Origin of the sequence: Streptomyces sp. NPDC001914, from assembly GCF_042891215.1 — a bacterium.
In the GTDB taxonomy this organism is placed as follows: domain Bacteria; phylum Actinomycetota; class Actinomycetes; order Streptomycetales; family Streptomycetaceae; genus Streptomyces.
The window spans coordinates 359,632-384,432 of sequence record NZ_JBIASW010000001.1; the positions used below are offsets into that span (position 1 = coordinate 359,632).

The 24,801-nt window shown below is 72.1% G+C and carries 26 protein-coding genes; 11 read left to right on the plus strand and 15 right to left on the minus strand.

The genetic code is table 11. The features are described 5' to 3' along the window. Nucleotides 1-94 precede the first annotated feature (94 nt). From ACFYYF_RS01615 to ACFYYF_RS01625, 3 genes are all read left to right on the plus strand, one after another. Entirely contained in the window at nt 95-961 is an 867-nt protein-coding gene (locus tag ACFYYF_RS01615; RefSeq protein ID WP_388770206.1) for an oxidoreductase, read from the plus strand. A gap of 162 nt (nt 962-1,123) precedes the next feature. Then, on the plus strand, nt 1,124-2,773 hold the full coding sequence (locus tag ACFYYF_RS01620) for a serine/threonine-protein kinase (RefSeq protein WP_388770208.1): 1,650 nt from the start codon (nt 1,124-1,126) through the stop codon (nt 2,771-2,773). Continuing rightward, nucleotides 2,770-3,432: a hypothetical protein gene (locus ACFYYF_RS01625; protein ID WP_388770210.1), complete on the plus strand. Its 663-nt coding sequence runs from the start codon at nt 2,770-2,772 to the stop codon at nt 3,430-3,432. Before ACFYYF_RS01620 ends, ACFYYF_RS01625 begins: the two co-directional genes overlap by 4 nt. A 62-nt stretch (nt 3,433-3,494) precedes the next feature. On the opposite strand, the gene ACFYYF_RS01630 is transcribed toward ACFYYF_RS01625, so the two are convergent. The 4 genes from ACFYYF_RS01630 to ACFYYF_RS01645 form a co-directional block, all read right to left on the minus strand. Continuing rightward, entirely contained in the window at nt 3,495-3,866 is a 372-nt protein-coding gene (locus tag ACFYYF_RS01630; RefSeq protein WP_388770213.1) for an alpha-amylase, read from the minus strand. Between the two features lie 250 nt (nt 3,867-4,116). After that, nucleotides 4,117-4,608, minus strand: a complete 492-nt coding sequence (locus tag ACFYYF_RS01635; RefSeq protein WP_361689987.1) for a hypothetical protein — start codon at nt 4,606-4,608, stop codon at nt 4,117-4,119. Between the two features lie 395 nt (nt 4,609-5,003). Next, nucleotides 5,004-5,261 (minus strand): hypothetical protein, encoded by a 258-nt coding sequence (locus ACFYYF_RS01640; RefSeq protein WP_365494616.1) that lies wholly within the window; start codon nt 5,259-5,261, stop codon nt 5,004-5,006. After that, complete coding sequence (locus ACFYYF_RS01645; RefSeq protein ID WP_388770216.1) at nt 5,248-5,517, minus strand: DUF6400 family protein; 270 nt, start codon at nt 5,515-5,517, stop codon at nt 5,248-5,250. Before ACFYYF_RS01645 ends, ACFYYF_RS01640 begins: the two co-directional genes overlap by 14 nt. A gap of 168 nt (nt 5,518-5,685) precedes the next feature. On the opposite strand from ACFYYF_RS01645, the gene ACFYYF_RS01650 reads away from it, so the two are divergent. The 4 genes from ACFYYF_RS01650 to ACFYYF_RS01665 all read left to right on the plus strand — a co-directional run bounded on the left by ACFYYF_RS01650 (nt 5,686) and on the right by ACFYYF_RS01665 (nt 9,883). After that, a complete protein-coding gene (locus ACFYYF_RS01650) occupies nt 5,686-6,183 on the plus strand; it encodes a lamin tail domain-containing protein (RefSeq protein WP_361689978.1) in 498 nt (165 codons plus the stop codon). Nucleotides 6,184-6,370: 187 nt separating this feature from the next. Next, the gene (locus ACFYYF_RS01655; RefSeq protein ID WP_388770219.1) at nt 6,371-8,113 is read left to right on the plus strand and encodes a diacylglycerol kinase family protein; all 1,743 of its coding nucleotides are present in this window, start codon (nt 6,371-6,373) and stop codon (nt 8,111-8,113) included. Beyond that, nucleotides 8,114-9,067, plus strand: a complete 954-nt coding sequence (locus ACFYYF_RS01660; RefSeq protein WP_388770222.1) for a YihY/virulence factor BrkB family protein — start codon at nt 8,114-8,116, stop codon at nt 9,065-9,067. Further along, nucleotides 9,068-9,883, plus strand: a complete 816-nt coding sequence (locus tag ACFYYF_RS01665; RefSeq protein ID WP_388770225.1) for a phosphatase PAP2 family protein — start codon at nt 9,068-9,070, stop codon at nt 9,881-9,883. Here ACFYYF_RS01665 and ACFYYF_RS01670 read toward each other — a convergent pair. Both ACFYYF_RS01670 and ACFYYF_RS01675 read right to left on the minus strand, forming a co-directional pair. Next, entirely contained in the window at nt 9,861-10,091 is a 231-nt protein-coding gene (locus ACFYYF_RS01670) for a helix-turn-helix transcriptional regulator (protein WP_361689968.1), read from the minus strand. The genes ACFYYF_RS01665 and ACFYYF_RS01670 overlap by 23 nt on opposite strands. Next, complete coding sequence (locus ACFYYF_RS01675; RefSeq protein ID WP_388770228.1) at nt 10,091-10,735, minus strand: DUF2975 domain-containing protein; 645 nt, start codon at nt 10,733-10,735, stop codon at nt 10,091-10,093. Before ACFYYF_RS01675 ends, ACFYYF_RS01670 begins: the two co-directional genes overlap by 1 nt. Before the next feature lie 201 nt (nt 10,736-10,936). Between ACFYYF_RS01675 and ACFYYF_RS01680 the strand changes: the two genes are divergently transcribed. Beyond that, nucleotides 10,937-11,269, plus strand: coding sequence for a putative quinol monooxygenase (locus tag ACFYYF_RS01680; protein ID WP_388770230.1), 333 nt, complete (start codon nt 10,937-10,939; stop codon nt 11,267-11,269). A gap of 14 nt (nt 11,270-11,283) precedes the next feature. Here ACFYYF_RS01680 and ACFYYF_RS01685 read toward each other — a convergent pair whose 3' ends face one another. The 6 genes from ACFYYF_RS01685 to ACFYYF_RS01710 form a co-directional block, all read right to left on the minus strand. Then, a complete protein-coding gene (locus tag ACFYYF_RS01685) occupies nt 11,284-12,315 on the minus strand; it encodes a medium chain dehydrogenase/reductase family protein (protein ID WP_361689959.1) in 1,032 nt (343 codons plus the stop codon). Nucleotides 12,316-12,439: 124 nt separating this feature from the next. Next, nucleotides 12,440-12,910, minus strand: a complete 471-nt coding sequence (locus tag ACFYYF_RS01690; protein ID WP_388770233.1) for a DUF5990 family protein — start codon at nt 12,908-12,910, stop codon at nt 12,440-12,442. A gap of 129 nt (nt 12,911-13,039) precedes the next feature. Beyond that, complete coding sequence (pgm, locus tag ACFYYF_RS01695) at nt 13,040-14,680, minus strand: phosphoglucomutase (alpha-D-glucose-1,6-bisphosphate-dependent) (RefSeq protein WP_388770235.1); 1,641 nt, start codon at nt 14,678-14,680, stop codon at nt 13,040-13,042. 168 nt (nt 14,681-14,848) lie between these two features. Then, nucleotides 14,849-15,844: an MASE1 domain-containing protein gene (locus tag ACFYYF_RS01700; protein ID WP_388770238.1), complete on the minus strand. Its 996-nt coding sequence runs from the start codon at nt 15,842-15,844 to the stop codon at nt 14,849-14,851. A gap of 123 nt (nt 15,845-15,967) precedes the next feature. Beyond that, nucleotides 15,968-16,801, minus strand: a complete 834-nt coding sequence (locus ACFYYF_RS01705; protein WP_361689947.1) for a PP2C family protein-serine/threonine phosphatase — start codon at nt 16,799-16,801, stop codon at nt 15,968-15,970. Between the two features lie 165 nt (nt 16,802-16,966). Further along, the gene (locus ACFYYF_RS01710; RefSeq protein ID WP_388770240.1) at nt 16,967-17,545 is read right to left on the minus strand and encodes a TetR/AcrR family transcriptional regulator; all 579 of its coding nucleotides are present in this window, start codon (nt 17,543-17,545) and stop codon (nt 16,967-16,969) included. A 192-nt stretch (nt 17,546-17,737) separates the two neighbouring features. On the opposite strand from ACFYYF_RS01710, the gene ACFYYF_RS01715 reads away from it, so the two are divergent. Next, the gene (locus ACFYYF_RS01715) at nt 17,738-18,700 is read left to right on the plus strand and encodes an NAD-dependent epimerase/dehydratase family protein (protein WP_388771515.1); all 963 of its coding nucleotides are present in this window, start codon (nt 17,738-17,740) and stop codon (nt 18,698-18,700) included. A 61-nt stretch (nt 18,701-18,761) separates the two neighbouring features. Here ACFYYF_RS01715 and ACFYYF_RS01720 read toward each other — a convergent pair whose 3' ends face one another. The 3 genes from ACFYYF_RS01720 to ACFYYF_RS01730 all read right to left on the minus strand — a co-directional run bounded on the left by ACFYYF_RS01720 (nt 18,762) and on the right by ACFYYF_RS01730 (nt 22,709). Next, a complete protein-coding gene (locus ACFYYF_RS01720) occupies nt 18,762-20,942 on the minus strand; it encodes an MMPL family transporter (protein WP_388770243.1) in 2,181 nt (726 codons plus the stop codon). 379 nt (nt 20,943-21,321) lie between these two features. Next, nucleotides 21,322-22,092 (minus strand): LmeA family phospholipid-binding protein, encoded by a 771-nt coding sequence (locus tag ACFYYF_RS01725; protein ID WP_388770246.1) that lies wholly within the window; start codon nt 22,090-22,092, stop codon nt 21,322-21,324. Beyond that, nucleotides 22,089-22,709, minus strand: a complete 621-nt coding sequence (locus ACFYYF_RS01730) for a TetR family transcriptional regulator (protein ID WP_361689933.1) — start codon at nt 22,707-22,709, stop codon at nt 22,089-22,091. The genes ACFYYF_RS01725 and ACFYYF_RS01730 overlap by 4 nt, the downstream gene beginning before the upstream one ends. Nucleotides 22,710-22,968: 259 nt before the next feature. On the opposite strand from ACFYYF_RS01730, the gene ACFYYF_RS01735 reads away from it, so the two are divergent. Both ACFYYF_RS01735 and ACFYYF_RS01740 read left to right on the plus strand, forming a co-directional pair. Further along, nucleotides 22,969-23,904 (plus strand): ABC transporter ATP-binding protein, encoded by a 936-nt coding sequence (locus ACFYYF_RS01735; RefSeq protein WP_388770250.1) that lies wholly within the window; start codon nt 22,969-22,971, stop codon nt 23,902-23,904. Then, entirely contained in the window at nt 23,901-24,743 is an 843-nt protein-coding gene (locus ACFYYF_RS01740; protein WP_388770253.1) for an ABC transporter permease, read from the plus strand. Before ACFYYF_RS01735 ends, ACFYYF_RS01740 begins: the two co-directional genes overlap by 4 nt. The last annotated feature ends 58 nt before the right edge of the window (nt 24,744-24,801 follow it).

Below are 24,801 nucleotides of genomic sequence, written 5' to 3' on the forward strand. Positions count from 1 at the left end.
CGGCGGACGACGTACGGCGACGACCGCTCGTCCGTCTCCGACCGCGCCCCTTCGCCCGTCCCGCGGCGGTCCCGCCGCGGCAGGCCCTAGGGTGATGGGCGTGACGACTGAACGATGGCACATCGGCGGCGACTTGGGCGTCGCGCGCATCGGCTACGGCGCGATGAAGCTGACCGGCTGGCCCAGGGGCGAGCGGCCGGACCGGGACACCTCGCTGGGCATCCTGCGCCGCGCGGTGGAGCTCGGGGTGAACCACATCGACACCTCGTACTACTACGCGCGTGACGGGGTGTCGGCGAACGAGCTGATCCGGGAGGCGCTTCACCCCTACCCGGACGACCTGGTGATCGTGACCAAGGTGGGCGCCCTGGTCGAGGGTGGCGACATCGCGTTGCCCGCGGCGGAGAAGACGGGCCTGACCGCCGACAATCTGCGCCGGGGTGTCGAGGCGAACCTCCGCTCGCTCGGGCTGGACCGGATGGACGTGGTGAACCTCCGGATGGGTGATGTCGGCGAGGCGGGCGCGACCTCCCTGGCCGAGCCGCTGGAAACACTGCTGGCACTGCGCGACGAGGGCCTGATCCGGCATCTGGGCATCTCCAACGTCTCGGCCGACCAGTTCGCCGAGGCCCGCAAGATCGCGCCGATCGCCTGCGTCCAGAACCTCTACAACCTGTCCCGGCGCGACGACGATCCCCTCGTCGACGCCTGCGCCGAGGCCGGTATCGCCTACGTGCCCTTCTTCCCGGTCGGCGGCTTCCAGCCGGTCACCGCCGAGCACCTGGAGTCCGTGGCCGCGCGCCACCGGGCGACCACACCCCAGGTGGCGCTGGCCTGGCTGCTGGCCCGGTCGCCGGGCATCCTGCTCATCCCGGGCACCGGCTCCCTGGCGCACCTCGAGGAGAACATCGCCGCGGGAGCACTCGAACTGAGCCCGGAGGACCTGGCCGAACTGGGCTAGGGCCTGTCCGACAATTCCCGTCTGCCCGGCGGGAGCGGGTGCCCGGCGATCCGTTCCGCGCCGCCTGCAACCGAAGCGGCCCCGATCGTGTCTCAGCACTCGACTGGAGCGCGCGGGGACCGGACCGTCTCAAGGGCCCCACGTCTCGGGGAGGCATGAGTCATGAACACATGGGCGGTACCGGGCTACGCGGAGTCCCGCGAGCTGGGTGCGGGGGCGAGCGGTCGCGTCGCGCTGGCCGTGCACGAGGAGACCGGCCATCCGGTCGCGGTGAAGTACCTCAGCGAGTCGCTGCGCACCCGTCCGGGCTTCGTACAGGAGTTCCGGGCGGAGGCGCGGCTGCTCGGCGGGCTGCGCAGCGACCACGTGGCCGGCCTCTACGAGTACGTGGAGGGCCCCGAGGGCGCCGCCATCGTCATGGAGCTGGTCGACGGGGTGTGCCTGCGGGTGCTGCTCGCCCAGCAGGCTCCCCTCGATCCGGAGGCCGCGCTCGTCCTCCTCAAGGGCTCGCTGCTCGGCCTCGCCGACGCCCACCGTGTCGGCGTCGTCCACCGCGACTACAAGCCGGAGAACGTCCTCGTCCGCCCCGACGGCACCTCCAAGCTGGTCGACTTCGGGATCGCTGCCACCGACGGCACCACGGCGGGCATCGCGGGCACGCCCTCGTACATGGCTCCCGAGCAGTGGACGGGCGCGCCCGCCTCACCGGCCGCCGACGTCTATGCGGCGACCGCGACGTTCTTCGAGTGTCTGACCGGCCGCAAGCCCTACACGGGCGAGAACCTGGCCGAACTCGCCCTGCAGCACGTGGACGGAGTCATCCCCGCCGACGAGGTCCCCGAGCCGGTCCGCTCCCTCGTCCAGCGGGGCCTCGCCAAGGAGCCCGATCAACGGCCCGCGCACGCCGAGGACTTCGTCGCGGAACTCGAGGCGACGGCCGGCGGCGCGTACGGTCCGGACTGGGAGGAGCGCGGCCGCCGCCAACTCGCCGCGCTCGTCGCCCTGTTCCTGTTGCTGCTTCCCTCAGCCCCTTCCGTGCCGCGTCACGCGACGGACGTCGCCCGCACCGTTCTCGGCAGGACGCCCGACTGGCTCCGCGTCTGGCAGCCGAGTCTCCGCTCCCTGCTCGTGTCCGGTGCCGCGCTCGTCGCGGCCCTCCTGCTGACGTACGGCATCGACCGGCACGCCCCGGACTTCGGCACACCGGGAAGGGCCGCGGAGGCACTGGCCACCACCAGTGCGCAGCCGGCCGGTGACGGCGGCCCCACGGCGACGGCGGACTCCGGTTCCCCGACGCCGTCGTCCTCCTCGTCCGGGCCGGCTTCGCCCACGCCGTCCGGTTCGGCCACGGACACCACCGCGGGTCCGTCCCCCTCGGCGTCCGCGAGCACCACCGCGTCGGCGTCGGCCACCCTCGCGCCTCCGACGGCACCGACCACGACGACGGCGGAGCCCACCACGGCCTCCCCGTCACCGACCCCCACCGTCAAGGTCAGGTCCGTCGCGCTGAGCGGCTTCCGGCAGACGGGCACCTCGACGGCGACGGCGTCGGTCACCGTCACCACCGACGGCACCGGGCCGGTCACGCTCACGGTCGCGTGGTTCACCGGTGAGGCCGGCGGCCAGTCAGGAACGCAGGACGGGGCGGCGGAGACGTACCGGCGCAGCGGTTCGACCCAGTACACCATCGCCCTCGACCACACGTTCCAGGGAACGGGCTGCTACTGGAGCGTCCAGGCCGACACCAAGCCGGCCTCCGCCGACGGCGGCGCCTCGCAGCAGCTTCTCACCCGGCGGTGCTCGATCGGATGAACCAGAACCAGAGCGCCTCGGGCGCCTCCTCCCCCGACGACGACTACAGCGCGACGGTGCTGGCCAGTCACTGGATCCAGCGGCCGGACTCGTCCGACACCCTGGCCCTCACCGAGAGTCCGGCGACCATCGAGCTGTCGGGCACAAGGGTCGAGGAGGTCGGGCCCGACCGGGTCGAGGGCACACTGCTGCGATTCGGCCCCGGCGTGACCGCCGACACCATGCGCCGGGTCGGCCACGTTCCCGCGGTCGTGCCGGTACGGCGCCGCCGGACCTGGCGCCGGCACGCGCTGCCGGGCTTGGTGCTGCTGGCCGTCGTCGCCTTCCTGCTGTGGCACCGTGCGACGCCGTCCCTCGAGGTGGAGGACGTCACGGTCTCGACCGCGTCGCCCTCCCCCGGCTGCGAGGAGACGGCCGACATCACGGCCACGGTCACCACCAACGGCAGGGCCGGTGAACTCACGTACCGCTGGGTCCGCAGCGACGGCACCTCATCGGACGTCCTGCACGAGGACCTCACGCGCGGCCAGAAGCAGGCGAGCCTGCACCTGCTGTGGACGTTCCAGGGCACCGGCCGCTACGCGGCGAAGGCCGAACTCCACCTGCTCTCCCCCGCCCACGACACCGCGTCGGCGAAGCTCAGGTACCACTGCCCCTGACATGACCGCGGGCCCGGGCGAGAGGGGATCCCGTCGCCCGGGCCCCGTCGTGTGCGGGGGCTTCACGCGGTCGGCGGGGTGCAGGCGCTCAGGCCGGTGACGTAGTTGAGCTGGGGGCCGTAGCCGGCGAAGGTGGCGATCGCCCGGGGAGGCAGGGTGCGGCACGGGGCGTCCTGGTACTCGGTGTACAGGACGGTGACGTCCACGGTGGTGTCGCAGTCGTTGACGACGGTCGTGTAGCGCCAGTCGCTGTAGTAGTGGACGCAGTCCGGGGCGGGCGTCGCGTCGGCGGCGTCACCCGTGACGACGCCCCGCCCTGCGTCTCGCGCTGTGGCGGGTGCGCCGGCGGCACCCAGCAGACCCAGCACGGCGACGGACAGGCCCAGACCTGCCCTGAGCCCACGCGGACGTACGGAGCGGCTGGTGGTGAACATGGAGGCGTCCTTCAGGTCGGCGAATGCCGCGGCCGTGGAGCCGCGACGCGAGCCACCTTGCAACGCCTGCAAGAATTGCGCAAAGGCATGCAACATCTTTCAGTCGATGATGAACTCTCAACCGACTCCATGCCGTTCACGAAAATGCCCCGGTCCGGGCCTTGTGCACACCTCCGGCACGACCCGTGCGCGAGGCCGGCCCGGTGGGGGGGGCGGGAACGCGGTCAGCGGGCCGCGGGCCGGACCGCGGTCAGCCGCGCGATCTGCCCTGGTCCCGCCGGCCCTGCCGGGGCTGGGGACGACCCCGTCCGCCGGAGCGGCGGCGCGAGGGCGCCGGGGGCGCGTCCGCGCTGTTGAAACCGGGTCCGCTCGGGGCGCTGAATCCACCGGGAACCGCGGGAGCGACCACGGGGGCACCGGCGGTGGCGGCAGGAGCGGAGGGCGCCGAGGGCGTACGGGTGCGCGGCAGCGCGCGGCCCAGGACCCGGGTGTGCGTCATCAACGGGGCGCAGGCGGCGCAGACTTCCATCAGGTTCCACACCTGGGCAATGGCCGGATCATGGCGCAGCACCAGCAGCACGCTGCCCATGCAGTGCACCTGGCTGCCCTCGTGCGCGGCGCACTGCGTCTGGCGGCAGGCGCAGGCGGCGTCCGCGTGCACGGTGGCCGCGCGGGCGTGCGCCCCGATGTGGGCCTCGGCGAAACGGCGCAGCGCAGCGAGGTCGCGGGAGCGCGGCGGCATGGCACAGGGAGAGGAGCACGTGACGGACGCGGTGCGGTCGCTGTGGCCGGAGATGCGGACGGTCCACGAGCGTCCGGGACGCCGCGCGGCAGGAGATTCTGAGTGTGGGAGGTCCAAGACCGGCAGTCCTTCGGCAGTGGGAATTCGCGCAGATGCGCATGGAGTTTCTTTACCCGCGCGGGCCGGTCCGTCATTCACCGGTGGGCCGCGAGCGTCCTCGAATCTACGAGCGATGGCGTGCGCGGGCCCGGACTGCTGTCGTGCGGGGCTGTGATCTTCCCACAGCGGCGCGTCGGACGAGTTCGACCCGCCTGGGGCCCCGAGGATAACCCCGCCGTGACGTGCGGATCACCGGGGGTGGGCGGATTCCGTGCCCTCCGTACCGGCCGGCCGCTTCACCGCCCGGCGCGGCCGCCCGTGATGCGGCTCCACAGGGAGCGGGTGGCGCCGAATCCGGTCTCGTGGACCCAGACGTGGGTGCACGACGGGCACTGCAGGTGGAGCAGGCTTCCCGTGGTGGAGAGCAGATAGCGCCAGTGGTCGGAGCAGGACCGGCGCTGCCCGCAGGGCACGCATCCGCGGCTGTCCGCGCAGTTCGGGCACGTCACCCAGGCGCGCCGCCCGATGTCGGCCTGCGGGTCAAGCGGCAGCACGGCCGTCTCCGCGAGGGGGGAGCACACCGGCCGCGACGAGGCCGTCGTACACGCGCTGCTGCTCCTCGTCGAGCCCGGAGTACAGGAGCGCGTACGCGGCCTCCTCCTGGCGCATCACCTCCATGGGGTCCCAGTCGGGGCCGAGGGCGGCCAGGACCTGGGCCTGTCGCGCGACCTCCTGGGCGGTGAGGTCGATCGTGAACTCGACCAGCTCGGGGTCGGGGCCAGTGGGGCGCGGGGGAATTTGTGCGGTCATGGGAGAGAACTTAGGTATGCCTTTCTTGTCGGACAAGAGGAGGTGGGCGAAGTCACAGCGGGGCGGCGACCAGCAGGTCTTACGAATCCCACACATTCTCGTCATCCATTGATCACATCGTCGCTATGCTCACGGGGCTCCATCCGCACCACTGAGGGGGGATTCCTCATGCGTATCCGTATCGCCCTGGCCGCCACCGCGGCCGCCGCCGGCACGCTCGCCGCCGTCGCCACGGCTCCGGCCCAGGCCACGGAGTATTCGTCGGCGCTGAAGATCAAGGGCGTCCAGTACGACGCGCCCGGCCGGGACTCCAACAGCTGCTCCAGCGGCAACTCGAAGAGCGAGTACCTGACCATCAAGAACTACTCGCGCTCCACGACCGTGAACCTCAAGGGTTACGTCGTCAAGGACGCGGCGGGCAACCGGTTCACCTTCCCGGCGAACCACTACCTGGAGCCCGGGGACTCCGTGAAGCTCCGCGGCGGCCACGGCACCGACTCGGACGCCGGGAACGTCGTCTACCGCCAGAACTGCAACTTCATCTGGAACAACGACAAGGACAGCATCTACCTGGTGAAGTCCTCCGGCGCCCGCGCCGACTCCCACGCGTACACCAAGTCGGCCAACGACGCCGACGGCAACGGCTACATCACGTACCACGGCTGAGCCGGGGCACCAGGCACACCCACCGGTCCTCGTACGGCAGCGCGCCGTACGAGGACCGTTCGCTTTCGTCCGGAGCAGGCCGCGACAGGTCTGTCCGAGGCGATCCGGGGCAAACGGCCGTGGACCCGGGAGGAAGCGCGTCCCGGGCGGAATCCGGCCGTACCGCGCTGCCCCCTGGGAGACCCCGATGCCGACCGCCGTACCGGACGGAGCCGCCGGAATGACCGGCAGCCGCACCGAAGCCGCGGGCGCCGCCCGCTCGTTCGCACTGCCCCGGGGCACCGGCCCGACCGCCGCGCGCATCGCCGCGCTGACCGCCTGCCAGGCGGCGACGATGGTGGGCTTCGGACTGCTCATCACCGGTCCCGCCCGCGGGCTGTGGCCGCTGACGGCCGAGGACACCGTGAACGAGCGCCTCGAACAGGCCCGCACCGGCACCCTCACCGCGCTGTCGTCCGTCGCCTCGGAGGCCGGCAACACCCTCACGGTCGTGGCCATCACGCTTCTGACCTGCCTGGGACTGCTCCTGATACCCCGCCTCCCGATGTGGCGCCAGGCGATCTTCCTCGCCGTGGCCGTCTCGCTCCAGTCGCTCGTCTTCCTGGCCGTCACCGAGTCGGTGGACCGGCACAGGCCGGAGGTCGACCGGCTCGACGCGTCGCCGCCCACGTCGAGTTACACCTCCGGGCACACCGGGGCCGCGACCGCGCTCTACGCGGGTCTGGCGGTCCTCGTGCTCTCCAAGGTCCGCGGGCCGTGGCGCAAGGTCGTGGGCGGGCTGCTGCTGCTCCTGCCGCTGCTCGTGGGCGCCGCGCGGCTCTACCGCGGCATGCATCACCCCACGGACGTCCTGGGCGGCCTCACGAACGGCGGGCTGTCCCTGCTGATCGTGGGACGCGCCCTGCTGGTCGACCGGTCCGTGACCGCCGCGCCGACCGCCCACCGCGCACCCGCCGCACCGACCGCCGAGGAGCGTCCGCCCGGCACGACCGCCGTGATCCTCAACCCCACGGTGTCCGACGCGCCCGATCGGGACGAACTGCGGCGGACCCTCGAACGGCACGGTCACCGCGACCCCGTGTTCCTGGAGACCACCGCGGACGACCCCGGCGCCGGACAGACGGCACATGCCGTCCGCGAGGGCGCGACCCTCGTCGTGGTCTGCGGAGGCGACGGCACGGTCCGGACGGTCGCCGACGCCCTGGCGGGCAGCGATGTTCCGCTGGCGGTCGTCCCCTGCGGCACCGGCAATCTGCTGGCCCGCAATCTCGACCTGCCGCTCTCCCCGGTCGCCGCGCTCGACGCGGCGCTCGGCGGCGCTCCGCACCGGATCGACCTCGCCGCCGTCGAGGGCGACGGCCTGACCGCCACCCGGTTCGCCGCGATGGCCGGGGCCGGCCTCGACGCCGCGATGATGGAGCACGCCGATCCGCGTGCCAAGGCCGCCCTCGGCTGGCCCGCCTACGCGCTCGCCGGGATCGGAACCCTGCGCACACCGCGTATGCGGGTGACGATCCGGCTCGACGGATCCCCCGCCTTTAGCCGCACGGCGCGCATGGTGCTCGTCGCCAACGTCGCGGCCGTGCAGGGCGGAGTCACGCTGCTGCCCGCCGCCCGTCCCGACGACGGACTGCTCGACCTCCTCGTCCTCGACCCGCGCGGAATGGGCGGCTGGCTCCGCGCCGTGCGGACGCTGCTGCGCGGGCGCGGCACGCCGTCGCGGCCGTCCACCGTCCGGACCCCGGTGTCCGAAGGCGACGGCCACCACAGGGTTCCCGTGGAGTTCTTCACCTTCCGGCGCGCCGAACTCACCTTCGACACGCCGCAGTCCAGGGAACTCGACGGGGATCCGGTGGGCCCCGGCCGGCACCTCACCGCCGAGGTCCGGCCCGGTGCTCTGACCGTCATGCTGCCCTCCCGGGAGAAGTGAATGGGTACCGCGACGAAGGTCCCGGAGACCCGTGCCATGTCCGGCGACGAACTCTCCGCCGACGAAGCCCTCGCGTCGCTGCGCCGGTACGGCGGCTGGCCGCTGCTGCGCGACGCGTTCATCCGGTTCCGCTACGCCGACGGCTTCAGCCATTCCCGTGCGCTCGCCCTCCAGACCGTGCTGTCCCTGATCCCGCTCGTCATCGCGTTCGTGGGCCTGTCCTCGGTCCTGCACACCGAGAACATCGGCAGAGTCGCCGAGTTGACGATCCGCCGGATCTCCGCGGGCCCGAGCGCCGACGTCGTCGACGACGCGCTGCGCCGCAGCCGGCACACGGCGGGCGACGGGGCGCAGGTCGCCCTGTGGTTCGGGCTGGCCTTCTCCCTGGTCAACGTGACCACCGCGATGTGCCAGATCGAGCGCGGCGCCAACCGGATCTACGGCAACGAGCGCGACCGTGTCTTCCACCGGAAGTATCTGCGCGGCCTGGTCATGTCCCTGAGCGCGGGAATTCCGCTCGGCCTCGGATTCGTCCTGATGGTGGCCGGCGGCGATCTGGCGTCCGCGGTCGTGACGGTCTATCACCTCGACGGGGGCGCCAGGACCGCCTGGGACGTGCTGCGTTGGCCCTCCGGGCTGCTCCTCGCCCTCATCTCGGCCAGCGCGATCTTCCGCCGCTCACCCCGCCGCCGCCAGCCGGGCTACACCTGGCTGGTCTTCGGCGCCGCCGTCTACCTCGTGCTGTGGACGGCGCTGACCTGGCTGTTGAGCCTCTACCTCGGGCTCAGCGGTACCTTCGACACGGTCTACGGGCCCCTCAGCGCCTTCATGTCGCTCCTACTCTGGGCCTATCTGACCTCGATCGCCCTGTTTCTCGGACTGTCCTTCGCCGCGCAGCTCGAAGCCTCGCGCGCGCGGCGCCCCGGTCCGGTCGAACCCGATCCTGGAGTGTGAATGGCGGCACGTACAACGGTCCAGAAGCTGCGGGACCGCCGACGGGCGGCGGCCGACCGCCGGTTCGGCGCCCGCCTGCTCGGCGCGGCCGCGGTGGCCGCGATCACCGCGGTGCCGTTCGGCCTGCTCCTCGTCCTCGTCGAGGGCAGGTGGCAGCCCCTGCGCCGGGTGGACGCGGGCGCCGCCCGGCGGCTGCACGAGATCGCCCTGGAGCATTCCGCCTGGACCAGTACGCTGCGTTTCCTCTCCGACCGGGTCTGGGATCCGGTCACCCTGCGCACGGTTGTCGCCGCGCTGACGCTCTGGCTGGTGTACCGCCGGGCCTGGCGGCTGGCCGCCTGGTCCGCGGTGACGGCGGTGGTCGGCGGGCTGATCGGGCTCCTGGTGAAGGCGGTCGTGGAGCGGGCACGCCCGGCACTGGAGGATCCGGTGGCACGGGCGCCCGGGTTCTCCTTCCCGTCGGGTCACGCGATGACGGCCACCACGTCGTTCGCCATCCTGCTGCTGGTCCTGCTGCCCTTCGTGCCGCGTTCCTGGCGCGCCCTGTGCTGGGCCGCCGCCGTGCTCTCCGTCGTCGGTGTCGGCTTCACCCGGGTCGCGCTGGGCGTGCACTGGTTCAGCGATGTGCTGGGCGGCTGGCTGCTCGGTCTGACCGTCGTCACCCTCACCGCCTGGGCGTTCGAGGCCTGGCGGGCCGATGCCGGCAAGCCCCGTGCCGACGTCGGCGAGGGCCTGGAGCCCGAACTCACCGACGAACGGCCCGAGGCCGACCCCCTCGACCGCACCCCGGCCCCTACGCGGGCCGGCGATGACTGAGGATGTCTCCCGGCTGGCACTCCAGCACCTCGCAGAGCCGCGTCAGCGTGGTGAAGCGCACGGCCCTGGCCCGGCCGTTCTTCAGGATCGACAGGTTCACATGAGTGACACCGACCCGGTCCGCGAGTTCGGCCAGGGTCATGCCGCGTTCTTCGAGCAGACGGTCGAGGTGGACCTCGATCGCGTGCTCCTCCTTGTCCTCCGGCATCAGACCGTTCCGTCGAGGTCTTCTCGCATGGCGACGCCGACGCGCATGATCCGGGCGAAGGAGAGGACGCCGAGGCCGGTGAGTATCGCCATGTACGGAGCGTCCCACGAAATCAGCCCGGACAGAGCGCCGACGTCGCCGCCTCTGCTCAGCGAGTCGATCAGCGCCTTCTCACTGACCGACGCCACGATCGCGGCGAGCACGCTGCCGGCCAGCAGCCACCAGCCCACGCCGCGCAGCCGCTCCGCCGTCCGCGCGGTGTAGAGGCCGTCTCCCTCGGCTCCTCTGATCAGCCGGAGGACGAGCAGGAGCGCCCCCACGGTGAAGACGAACGAGGGAGCCTGGGTCGCGGTGTTGAGCAGGCCCTGGACCGTGCTGGGGTCGTCGGTGCAGTAGCCCGGGTGGGCGCCCAGGTCCAAGGAGGCTCCCGGAGCCGCCGTGAAGTCCAGGTGCGAGGGCACACCGGAATTCACCGTCTTCGTCTCGTCCGTGACGCAGATCGTCGTGTCTCCGACACCGAGGACGCTGACTCCGTCCACGAACATCGAACCGAACACGCCGAGGACCGTCAGCACCGAGAAGAGCATCACGATCGACGTGACCGCGCTCGACATCGGCTCCAGTGGATTGCGTACCCTCGCCATGACTCCCCCATATCGATTATCGATGTTATCGAAAAACGATACAGAGCCCGACGAGGCTCCGCAAGGCTGTTCGAGGGTGAGCGCCCGACGCGAGCGGTCCGGCCACGGCGATTCCCCCGATCGGCCTACGGGCTCCTGGTGTTCACCCGCCGCGGACGGCACAGAATGGCTCGACACCGCCCCGAGGCCCGAGGAGCCCTGATGATCTTCATCACCGTCAAGTTCGCAGTCCGTCCCGAGGACGCGGAGAAGTGGCCGGAGATCACCGCCGACTTCACGGCGGCGACCCGCGCCGAGCCCGGCTGCCTGTGGTTCGACTGGTCCCGGAGCCTGGACGACCCGGCGGAGTACGTCCTCGTCGAGGCCTTCCGGGACGACGAGGCCGGGGCCTCCCACGTCCAGTCCGCACACTTCAAGGCGGCCCAGCAGACACTGCCCCGGCACCTGACCGCCACGCCGCGCATCGTGAACGTGAAGATCCCGCAGGACGACTGGTCGCTGCTGGGCGAGATGGTCGTCGAGGAGCAGTCCTAGCGTCCGCGGCTTGCCTACGGGTTCAGGACGACCTTTCCGGCGACCGTGCCGGACTCGGCCAGGCGCAGTGCCTCGGCGGCCTCGGTCAGCGGCAGTCGGGCGGCGATCCGGGCGGTGACGTCACCGCGCTGGAGGGCGCCGAAGACCTGGGTGAGGTCGGCGCGCAGCCGGGCCCGGAAGCGGTTCCGGGACAGGGCACGGCCGGCCCAGATGTTGAAGAAGTACGCGTGGCGGCCGTTGGGCAGGGCGTTCCACAGCCATACCCGGCCGAGCAGTTTGAGCACGGGCCACTGCTTGGACCCCGTGTCGTCCCTGGTGGAGGCGCTGCCGTAGGAGACGAGCGTCCCGCCGGGGGCGAGCAGGTGCCAGGAGTCGACGGCACTGCGGCCCCCGACGTGGTCGAACACGGCGTCGACCCCGCCGGGCGCGAGTTCCCGTACGCGTGCGGCGACATCCCCGGCGCGGTAGTCGACGGGGACGACGCCCTGTTCCCGCAGGGCGTCGTGGTGGCGTGCCGAGGCCGTGCCGATCACCTCGGCGCCGGCGGCGCGGGCGAGCTGGACCAGGACGGAACCCACACCGCCGTTGGCGCCGTGCACGAGCACGGTCCCGCCCGCGCGGATCCGCGCCTTGCGGTGCAGCATCTGCCAGGCGGTGATGCCGTTGACGACGACGGTCTCCGCCTCCGCCGCCCCGATCCCGTCCGGGACGGGCACGACGTCGGCCGCTTCCACGCACACGTGGCTGGCCCAGCCGCCGACCTTGAGCAGGGCCGCGACCCGGGTGCCGGCCAGCGCCGGGTCCACTCCCGGGCCGGTGGTGAGGACCGTGCCGACCAGGTCGTAGCCGGGCACGAAGGGGAACGGCGGCTGGTCGTAGTACCGCCCGCGGCGCATCTGCTGTTCGGCGAAGGACACGCCCGTCGCCTCCATCCGGACGACGACCTGACCGGGACCCGCGACGGGCACGGCGCCGTGCCGGATCTCCAGACCTTCGGGCTCCACCTTGCCCGGCAGGACGACCTCGACGAGCCCTTCGGCGTTCATGACGACCTCCACTGCGTTCCGCGCGAGTTATCTGCTATCGCTTTAGTTAGAAGCTATAACTGACAGGCGTGAACGTCAAGAGCTTTCGTTAGAGGCTCTAACTCGTTCCGACTCGGGAGCGTGGCTATGCGGCCGCTTCGGCCGTCCACGCGATGTCCGGCGGCACGACGCGGGCGCATCGCGGGTTGCCGTGCGCGTCGGTCAGGCCCAGCCGCCCGACCAGGAGGCCCCGACGCACGGCCTCTTCGAGAACGTCGGAGGGGACGGCGTCGAGCATCAGCTTGGCGCGGCGGAACATGCTGAAGACGCCCGCCTCGTCGACCGCGCCCCAGGACAGATAGATGAAGCGGTGCCCCAGGCGGTGCTGCAGGTAGGGGCCCTTCAGTTCGATCCCCGTCGGCGAGGGCTCCGCCGTGCAGGCGAGCGTCCAGGTCGCCCGGGCGCCGTCGCCGGGCTGGGGATCGAGGAGTTCGGCCGGACGGTCACGGCGTTGCACAGCCACATGGATGTTGTCGTACGCCGCGACGGCGCCACGGCCGTCGGGGGCGGGGCAGGTACGGCCGGGCAGGTCGACGGCGTCGATACGGATGCGCATACGGGCCATCATGCCGCCGGGCCGTCACGGGACACCCGGCGCGTCCCGCTGCCAGGCCGTCCGCCGGCCGTCCTCCGGCACTCCGCCGCGGGCGCCGTGCCGCGGGGACACGGCGCCGCGCACCGGGGCTCAGCCGGACAGGGCCGCGGAGACCACCGCCTTCGCCTCGTCCTGCACCAGGCGCAGGTGGTCGGCGCCGCGGAACGACTCCGCGTAGATCTTGTAGACGTCCTCGGTGCCCGACGGGCGGGCCGCGAACCAGGCGTTCTCGGTCGTCACCTTGATGCCGCCGATCGGCGCGCCGTTGCCCGGCGCCTCGGTGAGGACGGCGGTGACCGCCTCCCCGGCGAGCGTGTCGGTGGTGATCTGCGCGGGTGACAGCTTGGCCAGGAGGGCCTTCTCCTCGCGCGAGGCCGGGGCGTCGATGCGCTCGTAGGCGGGTTCCCCGAAGCGCGAGGTGAGCCCCGCGTAGTGCTCGGAGGGCGTCTTCCCGGTGACGCCCGTGATCTCGGAGGCGAGCAGGGCCAGGATGATGCCGTCCTTGTCGGTGGTCCAGACGGAGCCGTCGCGACGCAGGAACGAGGCGCCCGCCGACTCCTCGCCGCCGAACCCGAGGGAGCCGTCGACCAGCCCGTCCACGAACCACTTGAACCCGACGGGCACCTCGACCAGCCGGCGGCCGAGATCGGCCGCGACCCGGTCGATCATTCCGGACGACACCAGGGTCTTGCCGATCCCCGTCCCTGCGGGCCACTGCTCCCGGTGGGTGTAGAGGTAGGCGATGGCGGCCGCGAGGTAGTGGTTCGGGTTCATGAGCCCGCCGTCCGGGGTGACGATCCCGTGGCGGTCGGCGTCGGCGTCGTTGCCCGTGGAGATCTGGAAGCGGTCGCGCCGCTCGATGAGCGAGGCCATCGCGTAGGGCGACGAGCAGTCCATGCGGATCTTGCCGTCCCAGTCCAGCGTCATGAAGCGCCAGGTGGGGTCGGTGAGCGGGTTGACCACGGTCAGGTCGAGCGCGTGCTGTTCTGCGATGCGCCCCCAGTAGGCGACCGAGGCCCCGCCGAGCGGGTCGGCGCCGATGCGGACCCCGGCCGCGCGGATCGCGTCCAGGTCCAGCACCCGCGGCAGATCGGCCACGTAGGTGCCGAGGAAGTCGTGACGGCCGGTGCCGGGTGCGGCGAGCGCCCGGGCGTAGGGGATGCGGCGTACGCCCTTGAGGCCGTCCCTGATGAGTTCGTTGGCCCGGTCCTGGATCCAGGAGGTCGCCTCGGAGCCCGCCGGGCCGCCGTTCGGGGGGTTGTACTTGAAGCCGCCGTCGGCGGGCGGATTGTGGGAGGGGGTGACGACCACACCGTCGGCGAGGCCCGAGGTGCGTCCGCGGTTGTACGTGAGGATGGCGTGCGACACCGCCGGAGTGGGCGTGTAGCCGTCCGCGCTGTCGAGGAGCACCGACACGTCGTTGGCCGCGAACACCTCCAGGGCGGTGACCTTCGCGGGTTCCGAGAGCGCGTGGCTGTCGGCGCCCAGGAAGAGCGGGCCGTCGATGCCCCGGCCTTCGCGGTACTCGCAGATGGCCTGGCTCGTCGCGGCGATGTGGTCCTCGTTGAACGCGGTCGCCAGGGACGAACCGCGGTGTCCTGACGTGCCGAAGGCGACGCGCTGGCCGGGTTCGGCCGGGTCGGGGTGGAGCGCGTAGTACGCGGTGACCAACCGGGCTACGTCGACGAGATCTTCGGGGCCGGCCGGACGGCCCGCTCGCTCGTGCTGCATGTGCCCGCACCTCCACATCGGTGGTTCTTCGCTGGTGGTCCCATCTTTCCCCACCGGGCCGTACGGCGGCACCGTGCCCTCCCGGCAGCCCAAATCGGCGCCGGACCGCGTCTCTTGGGAGCGGCCGGGCACCTGCGGGTGAGGGCGGCGGCAGGGACGTCCTCGCCGTCAGGCGTGGCCGTCCTCCTCCGCCGGAGGCGGCCTGGGTGTTGGGTTCCCGGCGGTCAGATGCTCCAGGACCTGCACCAGTTCCTGGCAGGCCATCTCCACGGAGCGTCTGGTGTTGCGCTGTTCGGTGATCACGGCGGACAGGAGGAGCGCCGTCAGGGCCATGGTTCCGTTGAACGCCTGCAGTTTGATCATGACCTCCGTATGACTCAGCTCGTGGAAGGAGCCGACGTCCTCCGTCGCCGCGACGGTGGCCATGACGGAGGCGAAGAGGGCGCAGGCCAGGCTCCCCGGCAGCTCGAAGCGCAGCGCAGCCCAGATGAGCAGCGGATAGACGAGGAACAGCAGGCTGATGGAGCTGCGCGTGGCGATCGGAACCAGGGCGCCGGCCGCGATCACGAGCACGACGGCCTCCTTCCAGCGCGTCAGGTTCACCGGGACGCGCAGGGCGTACACCATCAGCAGGAGCGGGGTGACGATCAGGACTCCCATCGCGTCCCCCACCCACCACGCCAGCCAGACCGGCCAGAAGCCGCCCAGGGCGAGTTTGTCCGTGACCACCAGCAGACCGACGTCCACGGTCGCGCTGATCGTCATGGCGGCCAGCGCGGCCAGGAACACCAGGGCGAGGCCGTCGCGCAGCCGGCTGAGGTCGCTGCGGAAGCCCACCCAGCGCAGCAGGAGAAGGGCGCAGACCGGGGCGACGGTGTTGCCCGCGACGATGCCCGCCACGGAGGGCTGGAGCGTGGCGAACGAGGAGAGGGACAGGACGACCAGGAAGGCCCCGATCGCGATCCCGAGCCACGCCCGGATCCCGATGAGCAGCAGGGCGGCGACGGCGACGCCGGTGGGCGGCCAGATGGGTGTGAACACCGCTCCTTCGACGGTGAGCCGCCGCATGAGTCCCAGCCGCCCTGCTCCGTAGTAGCAGGCGGCGATCACCAGCGTCTCAAGGGCGAAGACGGCCGTCCGGCGCATCTCCTCTGTAGCCACCACAGGGCCATCAGACACCGCCGGGGGCCCGTCGGCGAGGCGAGCGCCCGCGTACCGGGTGCGACGGCGGGCGCGTCGGGAAAGAGGGGCGACGGCCCCGTCACGTGGGGCCGGACGCCGGCCGTGTCACCGGAGCGGGACGGTGGGCGCGCCGTGGCGGACCACGAGGACGGCCGCGTCGTCCTCGTGTCCCACGCGCTCGGCGCCCTTGATGACGCGGGCGGCCAGTGAGCCGGCCGACAGTCCCGCGACGGCGGCGACCCCCGCGAGCCGTACGACCTGGTCGAGCCCCTCGTCCACGCTCATGGAGGGGCCCTCGACGACGCCGTCGGTGAGCAGGACGAAGACTCCGCCGGTGGTGAGGAGGTGCCGGGTCACCGGGTACGGCATCCCGGCCTCGATGCCGAGCGGTGGCCCGCCCTCGTCCTCCGTGATGCCGGAGTAGCCGTCCGCCGACGCCCAGACGCACGGTATGTGCCCGGCCCGGGCGCTCTCCAGTACGCCGGTGGCCGGGTCGAGCCGCATGAAGGTGCAGGTGGCGAAGAGGTCGGCGCCGATGGACAGGATGAGGTCGTTGGTCCGGGTGAGGAGTTCCCCCGGGTCGCCGGTCACCGAGGCAAGGGCGCGCAGGCCGACCCTGACCTGCCCCATGAACGCGGCGGCCTCGATGTTGTGGCCCTGTACGTCGCCGATGGACAGGCCGATGCGCCCGTCGGGCAGCCGGAAGGCGTCGTACCAGTCGCCGCCCACGTTGAGGCCGTAGCAGGCGGGTGCGTACTGGACGGCCACGTCGAATCCGGGCGCGGAGGGCATGTCCCCCGGAAGCATGCCGCGTTGCAGCGCGATGGCCAGTTCGACCTGCGAGCGCTGGAACTCGGCGCGTTCACGTGCCTGGGCGGTCAGCGATCCGAGCCGGGCGAGCAGCTCGTCGTCGTCGCCCGTCGGCAGCTTGCGGGACATCGACCACCCCGGAGGAAACGCCACAGATGAGAGAAACCTTAAGAAAACGCCACTATCGGATGATAACGGTCGGGCCAGGCGGGAGCGGCCGCCCCATGGACAGGGCGGGAGCGGCCGGCCCACGAACAAGGCGGGACCGGGCGGCCGCGGACAGGTCCGAGGCGGTCAGGCCGCCGGTCCGGGCCCCGGCCTGCGCAGGCCGTCGACGATCAGGTCGAGGATGCGCGCCGCGCGCACCTCGCCTCCGCGGGCCGGGTCGATCCTCCACAGCACGCTGAGCTGCAGCAGGACGTCCTCGGGGTCCAGACCGTCCTTCAGTGTGCCGTCGGCGGCCCCGGCGTCGAGGAGCACGGCGATGGCTCCGAGGAAGGGGTCGTAGTACTCGTCGTCGAGGCCGCGGTCGGCCGCGGCGTGGATGACCTCCGCCACGCCGAACTTCAGTCGGCCGTAGCGGGCGACCTCGTCGAACCACCGCCGCAGGGCATCCAGCGGCGGATGCGAGGCCACGAGCGCCGGCGCGAGGTCGATGAGGTGCTGGATGTCGTGCCGGTACAGCTCGACGATCAGCGCTTCCCGATTCGGGAAGTGGCGGTAGAGCGTGCCGATGCCGACACCCGCCTTCTTGGCGATGGCGGTGAGCGAGGCGGCACTCGACTCGGCCAGCGCCTCGCGGGCCACCACGAGGATCCGCTCCCGGTTGCCGACCGCGTCCCTGCGGGTCGGCTTCGTGTGCTGCGCGTTCACAGGCAGTGGCCGTCCGTCCCGTACGAATTGATAAACGGAGACCCCTCCGGTAGCTTCGTGAGTACTTACCGGAGGGCCCTCCGTTTCATTCTCCCACATCATCGTCCACGCAGTGGAGGACACATCATGACCGAGCTGGTTCTGGTCACCGGAGGCAGCGGATACATCGCCGGCTGATGCGTCGCGGGGCTCCTGGAACGGGGCTACGACGTCCGCGCGACCGCGCGGAGCCCGGAGAAGGCGCGGAGCGTCACCGAAGCGGTGTCCGGCGTCGTCGACCCGGCGGGCCGGCTCTCCTTCGCCGTCGCCGACCTCACCGCCGACGAGGGCTGGGACGCGGCACTGAAGGACGTCGACCGCGTCCTGCACGTGGCGTCCCCCCTCGGGATGACGGCCGGGGGCGATCCGCGGTCCCTGATCGCCCCCGCCCGCGACGGGGCGCTGCGAGTGCTGCGCGCGGCGGCCTCGGCCGGCGTGAAACGGGTCGTGATGACCTCGGCGGCGAACGCGGCGAGCCCCTCGTCCTACGCGACGGAAGGCGTGACCGACGAGACGCTGTGGACGGATCCCGACGACCCGACCCTGATCCCCTACCGCCGCTCGAAGACACTGGCCGAGCGCGCGGCCTGGGACTTCATGGCCGGCCACGACGGCCCGACCGAACTGACCACCGTGCTTCCGGGAGCGGTGTTCGGCCCGGTCCTCACGACGGAGAACCTCGGGTCCGTCGGCATCGTCGCGCGGATGCTCGCCGGGCGTATGCGCGGGGTCCCGAGGATCGGGCTGGAGATCGTGGACGTGCGCGATCTCGTCGACGTCCACATCCGGGCCATGACCTCACCACAGGCCGGCGGCCAACGCTTCCTGGCCACCGGCGAGTTCATGTGGATGACGGAGATGGCGCGCGTCCTGCGGGACGAACTCGGCGAAGCAGGAGGCCGAGTGTCGACCCGTCAGATCCCCGACCTCGCCGTGCGCCTGCTGGCCCGGTTCAAGGAGCCGTCGTTGCGCGAGATCACTCCGAGTCTCGGGCGGCGCAACCGGCACAGCACCGAGAAGGCCCGCCGCGTCCTCGGCTGGCAGCCGCGCCCCACACGCGAGACGGTGCTGGACTGCGCCGCGAGCCTCGTCGAGCGGGACGCCGTGGGCGCCTGACCGGGTCCCCTCCCCCGGAACCGAGCCGCCGGGTCTCCCCGAGTCCCCCGTCCCCACGGCATCAGACGGTCCAGCGCGGCAGACGGCGGTCCAGCCATCCCGGCAGCCACCAATTGGCCCGCCCCATCAGGAACATGAGGGACGGCACCAGGACGAGGCGTACGACGGTGGCGTCCAGGACGACACTGACGGCGAGGCCGAGGGCGAGCATCTTCACCACGACGGCCGGTGATCCGGTGAACGACAGGAACACAGCCGTCATGATGAGCGCGGCACAGGTGATGACCCGGCCGGTGAGCGAGAGACCGGTGCCGACCGACCTCTCGTTGTCACCGGTCGCGTGCCATTCCTCGGCCATGCGCGAGAGCAGGAAGATCTCGTAGTCCATCGACAGCCCGAAGACGATGGCGAACATCATCATCGGGACGTAGGACTCGATCGGCACGGGCTCGCCCAGGCCCAGCAGGCCGTCGCCCCAGCCCCATTGGAAGACGGCGACCAGGACGCCGTACGACGCGGCGGTCGTGAGCAGGTTCAGGGCGACCGCCTTGAGGGGGATCACCAGGCTGCGGAAGACGGCCGTCAGCAGCACGAACGCGGCGACCAGCACGATGCCGATGATCAGGGGCAGCCGTTCGGTGACGGTGTCGCGGAACTCGAGCTGGCCCGCGGTGCTGCCGGTCAAGTGCCCCGTCGTGCCGGTGCCTTCGAGCGCACCGGGCAGGGCGGTGTCGGTGAGCGTGACGAACAGGGCTCCCGTGGCGGCCGATTGGGGGCCTGTGGAGGGGACGACGGTGGTGACGAGAACCTTGCCGTCCGGGCTGGGGCGCGCGGGTGCGACGCGGGCGACGCCGTCCGTCCTCGTCAGTCCGTCGGTGACCAGGTGCGCCACCCGGTCGGCGGACACCGTCGCGTGGGTGAGGTCGACGACGAGGGTGAAGGGCCCGTTGGCTCCCGGCCCGAAGCCGGGGCCTTCGGCGTCCGCGATCCAGTCGTAGGCGTCGCGGGTGGTGCTGCCCGCCGGGTCCGCGCCGTCGTCGATGTGCCCGAGGCGCACCGAGAACAGCGGTATCGCGCACAGGGCGACGACGGCGAGTCCGGCGGTGAAGAACCTCCACGGGCGCCGGGCGACCAGGCGTGCGTAGCGGTGCCATCCGTCGTGGTCGCCGGAGCTCTCGGCGACCGGCCTGCGGCGCACCCGCAGGAGGTCGATCCGGCGGCCCACGAGTCCCAAGGCCGCGGGCACCAGAGTGAGCGCCGCGGCCGCCGTGACGACCACCGCGACCGTGGCGGCCAGGCCCAGCCGCCCGATCATGGTCAGTCCGCAGGCGTACAGGCTGAGCAGGGCCACGGCCACCGTGCCGGCGGCGACCAGAACAGCCTTGCCGCTGACGGCGGTCGTGCGGCCGACCGCCGTGAGCGGATCGTCCCCGTCGATCAGGTACTGACGGAAGCGCGTGATCAGGAAGAGCGCGTAGTCGATGCCCACGCCGAGCCCGATCATCGTGGCCAGGGTGGGTGCCGAGGTGGCGAACGTGAGCGTGCCGGCCACGATGCCGACCACACCGAGGCCGACACCGACCCCGATCAGGGCGGTGACCAGCGGCATCAGGGCCGCGGCCACACTGCCGAAGGCGAGCAGCAGCACGATCAGCGCGGCGCCGACGCCGATGGCCTCGGCGGTGGCGTCGTCGGCGGGGGCGCGCACGATGTCGTGCAGGTCGCCTCCGTAGCCCACGCCGATGCCGGCGTCCCGGGCGGGAGCGGTCGCCTCGTCGAGACGCTCGGTGTAGCCGTGCCCCAGGGACTTGAGCTTCCGGTCGAAGGACACGGCGACGTACGCGGTCGCTCCGTCGGCGCTGGTCACCGGTGCGGCGACGGCGGTGACACGGGGCAGGTCGCTGAGCCGTCCGAGCGTCGCCTCCAGACCGGCGGCGTGGTCGGCCACCCTGCCCGAGCCGACGTGGAAGACCACCTTTCCCCCGGGCGCGCCCGCCGCCGGGTCGGACCTCGCCAGCAGGTCCGCGCCGATGCCCGCCTGACTGCCGGGAAGGGTGGCCTCGTCGCCGAAGGTCGCGCCGACCGCGTGCCGGCCGGCGAACGCGGCCGCCAGCACCACCAGCCAGGCGGCGATCACCCACATCGCGTGCCGGGCGCAGAAGGCGCCCGTGCGATGCAGGACGGACGGGTCGGCGGCGACGGGAAGCGGCGCCAGGGACAGCGGGGCAGGGGGAAGGGACACCGCGCCTCCAGAAGAAGTGACAGGGCTGCCACAACTTAACCGGGAAGATGACAGCGCCGTCAATTGTCAGCTCTGCCATTTTCCTGAAGGCCCTGTGCCTCGCGGACGGGCGGAACGCGGACGGGGCACGGCACCCGCGAAACGAGCAGAGCTCGGACGAGGCACCGCACCCGGCGGGGACCGGCGGAGTGCGGACGCCGCCACCACACCCGCGCAACGAGCGCAGCGCGAACGCAGCACCGCACACGACGGGGACGGGCGCAGCGCGAACGCAGCACCGCACACGACGGGGACGGGCGCAGCGCGAGCGCGGCCGCCGCGCCCGCGGGACGGGCGGCGCCCCGCGCCTCGCGGGCGGCCGGAGCCCGGCGCGGGGGCGTCAGCTTTCGGCCTGCCCCTTTCCGGATGCGCACGCGGACGACGCGTTCGCCGGTCTGGCCGCCTGCTTCGCGCCGCTGGGGGCGACCGTGAAGTCCATTACGAGACCGGCGCTTTCGGCGTGGGCGCCGACGAGCGCGGTGCCCCGGGGCAGCTCCCGGATCTCGATGGTGCGCGGCTTGAGCCGGGCGGCGAGACCCCCGGCGCCCGGCAGCGCGGACAGCTGCGACACCGGGACCTCGCGGCCGAGGACCAGGACGCTCGCGGGGGTGATGGTGAGGCTGCGGGAGGTGGTGGACAGGGTGGTGGCCACCGTGACGGGCAGACCCGTACCGCCCGCCGGTCCGGTGAGGGTGAGACGGGTGCCGTCCGTGCCCGTCTTCAGCCCCTCGGCGCCCGCGCCGTCCCGTACGCCGCCGCTGCGGTCCAGCTCCTCGTAGGCGATGGTGGCCGTGGCGGTGCCGCCCGAGGTGGCACCGCCGGTCGACACGTCACGCAGGTGCGCGTCGACGTCCATGTCGGTGCCCTGGCGGCGCACACCCTCGGCGCTGACATGGACGGCGCCGACCGTACCGGTGAGCGCCTTGAGTCCGGCCAGGGTGTCGTCGAGGTCGACCCGCACCCCCTTGGCCCCGCCGAGACGGCACTCGGCGGTCTCCGCGACCCGGTCCCGCACCTTGTGCTCGACGACGAGGTCGGTGACCACGGCCGCCCCGGCCACGGCGGTCAGGCACAGGACGGTGACGACGTGACGGCGATGGCGGCGGTTCACGAGGAGGTGGCTCCGATCATGGTCAGGAAGGTGAACGCCTGCGGAAGCAGACGGTCGGGCTCCACGGGAACTCCCGCCGTACGGCGGTCGCGCAGGGTCCGCAGGACGGCGCGCGCGGCCCCCAGCGCGCAGTTGGCGATCACGGCCGCCCGGAGGTCGGCGTCCGGCTCGTTCGCCGGAAGGCGCTCCAGGACGAGCGCGGTCAGGCGCGCCTCGAACTGCTGGAACTGCCGGGAAAGGCCCTCGCGCGCCTGTTCGCGGATCTCGCCGAGCGGATGGGCGAGCGCGGTCAGGCTGCTGGTGGCGAAGTAGGAGACCGCGTCCGTGATGGCCCCGCAGGCCGCTTCGAGCGGCGTGTCGGTGTCCGGCCGCGCCAGGAAGGCTTCCTCTATGCGGGCGAAGAGTTCGATCCCGTCCGGGAGGAGCAGGGCTTCCTTGCTGTCGAAGTAGCGGAAGAAGGTCCGCTCCGACACGTTCGCCTCCGCGGCGATGTCGGCCACCGTCGTCTGCGCGAAGCCGTGTTCGGCGAAGAGCCGGCCGGCGGCCTCGCGCAGTCCGCGCCGGGTCTCCTCCTTCTTCCGCTCGCGCAGACCTGGCTTCTCGGTTCTCTCTGGCATGGGGAACACCCTCGCCATCACGCGCCGGATCTGTCAATTGTCAGCCCTGCCATTTCCGCGACCCACGGGTGCTCCGCGTCCGGCGGTGCGCCGGCGCTCCCCCGCCCCGTCATCCGGGAGCCGTAGCCGAGTGATACCGCGGTACTACGTGCCTCACCCCGACCGGGCTCCGAGGTACGACGGATCCGGGACCGCGGCCTCCTAGCGTGGTCGGTGAGCAGTCAGGTGGGGGCCTGCCCCCGAAAGCAAGGGACCATCGATGATCGAGGCACATCAGCTGACGAAGCGGTACGGCGAGAAGACGGCGGTGGACCGGCTGGACTTCGTCGTCAGGCCCGGCACCGTGACCGGCTTCCTCGGCCCCAACGGCGCGGGCAAGTCGACCACCATGCGCATGATCGTCGGTCTGGACGCGCCGTCCGCCGGCAGCGTCACGGTCAACGGCAAGCACTACGCGCGGCACAGCGCCCCGCTCCAGGAGGTCGGCGCGCTGCTGGAGGCCAGGTCGATCCACCCGGGCCGTTCCGCGTTCGACCACCTCATGGCCCAGGCCTACACCCACGGCATTCCGCGCCGCCGGGTGGAGGAGGTCATCGAGCTGACCGGCCTGCAGTCCGTGGCCAGGAAGCGCGCGGGCGCCTTCTCCCTCGGCATGGGCCAGCGCCTCGGCATCGCCGCGGCCCTCCTCGGCGACCCGGCCACGATCATGCTCGACGAACCGGTCAACGGCCTCGACCCCGAGGGCGTGCTGTGGATCCGCAACCTGCTGACCGGGCTCGCGGCGGACGGCCGTACCGTCTTCGTCTCCTCCCACCTCATGAGTGAGATGGCCCTGGTCGCCGACCACCTGATCATCGTCGGACGAGGACGTCTGCTGGCGGACACCACCGTGCGGGAGCTGGTCCAGCGGGCCGGCGGCGACACCGTCACCGTGGCCTCCGAGCAGGCGGCCCGGCTGCGCGAGGTGCTGGCCGGCCCCGGCGTCGAGATCACCGGCGCGGCAGGTCGCGAGGAGCTCCAGGTGACGGGCCTGTCCGCGCGGGCGATCGGCCGCAAGGCCGCCGACCACGGCATCCCCCTGTTCGAACTCGGCTCACGGACCGTCTCCCTGGAGGAGGCGTTCATGGAACTGACCCGTGACGCCGTCGAGTACAACGCCACCGCCACCGTCGAGGCCCCCGGGAGGGCGGCATGAGCACCGTCACCGTCACCGACAGCCCCGCACCCGCGCAGGCGGCCCGTCCGGTGTACAAGGTCACCGGGCGCCGGGTGCTGCGCTCGGAGTGGGCGAAGCTGTGGTCCCTGCGCTCCACCTGGATCACGCTCGGTCTCGCGCTGCTGTTCCTCGTCGCGTTCGGCGTGATCGGGGCCGCGCACTACAAGTCCGAACTGAACTCCGGCCGCCCCATGCGCGGCGGCGAGGTCGCGGAGACCGCGCTCAGCCTCTCGGTGTTCGGCACGAACTTCGCGCAACTGGCGCTCGGGGTGCTGGGCGTGCTGATCACCGCGGGTGAGTACTCGACCGGCATGATCCGCTCCACGCTGGCCGCCGTGCCGCGCCGGCTGCCGGTGCTGTGGGCCAAGGCCTCGATGTTCGGCCTGATCGCCCTGGCCGTCGCGACCGGCGGCGTGTTCGCCGCGTTCACCATCGACAGCGGCATCGTCTCGGACACGCCCGCGGCCCTCTCCCTGTCGGACGCGGGCGTGGTCCGGAGCCTGCTGGGGGCCGGTCTCTACCTCGGTCTGGTCGGTGTCATCGGCACCGCTCTGGGCGCCGTGCTCCGCTCGGTCGCCGGCGGCATCTCGGTCCTGGTCGCCTCGCTGATGCTGGTGCCCGGCCTGATCTCGCTGCTGCCCAGCTCGTGGCAGGACGACATCAGCCCGTACCTGCCGAGCAACGCGGGCGAGTCGATGTTCGCGCTGACCCACGACTCGTCCTCGCTGTCGCCCACCGCGGGGCTGGTGGTCTTCCTCGGCTGGACCGTGCTGGCGCTGGCGGGCGCCGCCTACCGTCTCGTCCGCACGGACGCCTGACACCTGCCGCCCCGCGCCCGCCGCACCCGACCCCGCGTACGGGCGCCACCGCGAAGGA

Coding starts and splice junctions, on each gene's coding strand:
- ACFYYF_RS01615 (WP_388770206.1), top strand. CDS start 95: ATGGGCGTGACGACTGAACGATGGCACATCGGCGGCGACTTGGGCGTC.
- ACFYYF_RS01620 (WP_388770208.1), top strand. CDS start 1,124: ATGAACACATGGGCGGTACCGGGCTACGCGGAGTCCCGCGAGCTGGGT.
- ACFYYF_RS01625 (WP_388770210.1), top strand. CDS start 2,770: ATGAACCAGAACCAGAGCGCCTCGGGCGCCTCCTCCCCCGACGACGAC.
- ACFYYF_RS01630 (WP_388770213.1), bottom strand. CDS start 3,866: ATGTTCACCACCAGCCGCTCCGTACGTCCGCGTGGGCTCAGGGCAGGT.
- ACFYYF_RS01635 (WP_361689987.1), bottom strand. CDS start 4,608: ATGCCGCCGCGCTCCCGCGACCTCGCTGCGCTGCGCCGTTTCGCCGAG.
- ACFYYF_RS01645 (WP_388770216.1), bottom strand. CDS start 5,517: ATGACCGCACAAATTCCCCCGCGCCCCACTGGCCCCGACCCCGAGCTG.
- ACFYYF_RS01650 (WP_361689978.1), top strand. CDS start 5,686: ATGCGTATCCGTATCGCCCTGGCCGCCACCGCGGCCGCCGCCGGCACG.
- ACFYYF_RS01655 (WP_388770219.1), top strand. CDS start 6,371: ATGCCGACCGCCGTACCGGACGGAGCCGCCGGAATGACCGGCAGCCGC.
- ACFYYF_RS01660 (WP_388770222.1), top strand. CDS start 8,114: ATGGGTACCGCGACGAAGGTCCCGGAGACCCGTGCCATGTCCGGCGAC.
- ACFYYF_RS01665 (WP_388770225.1), top strand. CDS start 9,068: ATGGCGGCACGTACAACGGTCCAGAAGCTGCGGGACCGCCGACGGGCG.
- ACFYYF_RS01670 (WP_361689968.1), bottom strand. CDS start 10,091: ATGCCGGAGGACAAGGAGGAGCACGCGATCGAGGTCCACCTCGACCGT.
- ACFYYF_RS01675 (WP_388770228.1), bottom strand. CDS start 10,735: ATGGCGAGGGTACGCAATCCACTGGAGCCGATGTCGAGCGCGGTCACG.
- ACFYYF_RS01680 (WP_388770230.1), top strand. CDS start 10,937: ATGATCTTCATCACCGTCAAGTTCGCAGTCCGTCCCGAGGACGCGGAG.
- ACFYYF_RS01685 (WP_361689959.1), bottom strand. CDS start 12,315: ATGAACGCCGAAGGGCTCGTCGAGGTCGTCCTGCCGGGCAAGGTGGAG.
- ACFYYF_RS01690 (WP_388770233.1), bottom strand. CDS start 12,910: ATGCGCATCCGTATCGACGCCGTCGACCTGCCCGGCCGTACCTGCCCC.
- pgm (WP_388770235.1), bottom strand. CDS start 14,680: ATGCAGCACGAGCGAGCGGGCCGTCCGGCCGGCCCCGAAGATCTCGTC.
- ACFYYF_RS01705 (WP_361689947.1), bottom strand. CDS start 16,801: ATGTCCCGCAAGCTGCCGACGGGCGACGACGACGAGCTGCTCGCCCGG.
- ACFYYF_RS01730 (WP_361689933.1), bottom strand. CDS start 22,709: ATGCCAGAGAGAACCGAGAAGCCAGGTCTGCGCGAGCGGAAGAAGGAG.
- ACFYYF_RS01735 (WP_388770250.1), top strand. CDS start 22,969: ATGATCGAGGCACATCAGCTGACGAAGCGGTACGGCGAGAAGACGGCG.
- ACFYYF_RS01740 (WP_388770253.1), top strand. CDS start 23,901: ATGAGCACCGTCACCGTCACCGACAGCCCCGCACCCGCGCAGGCGGCC.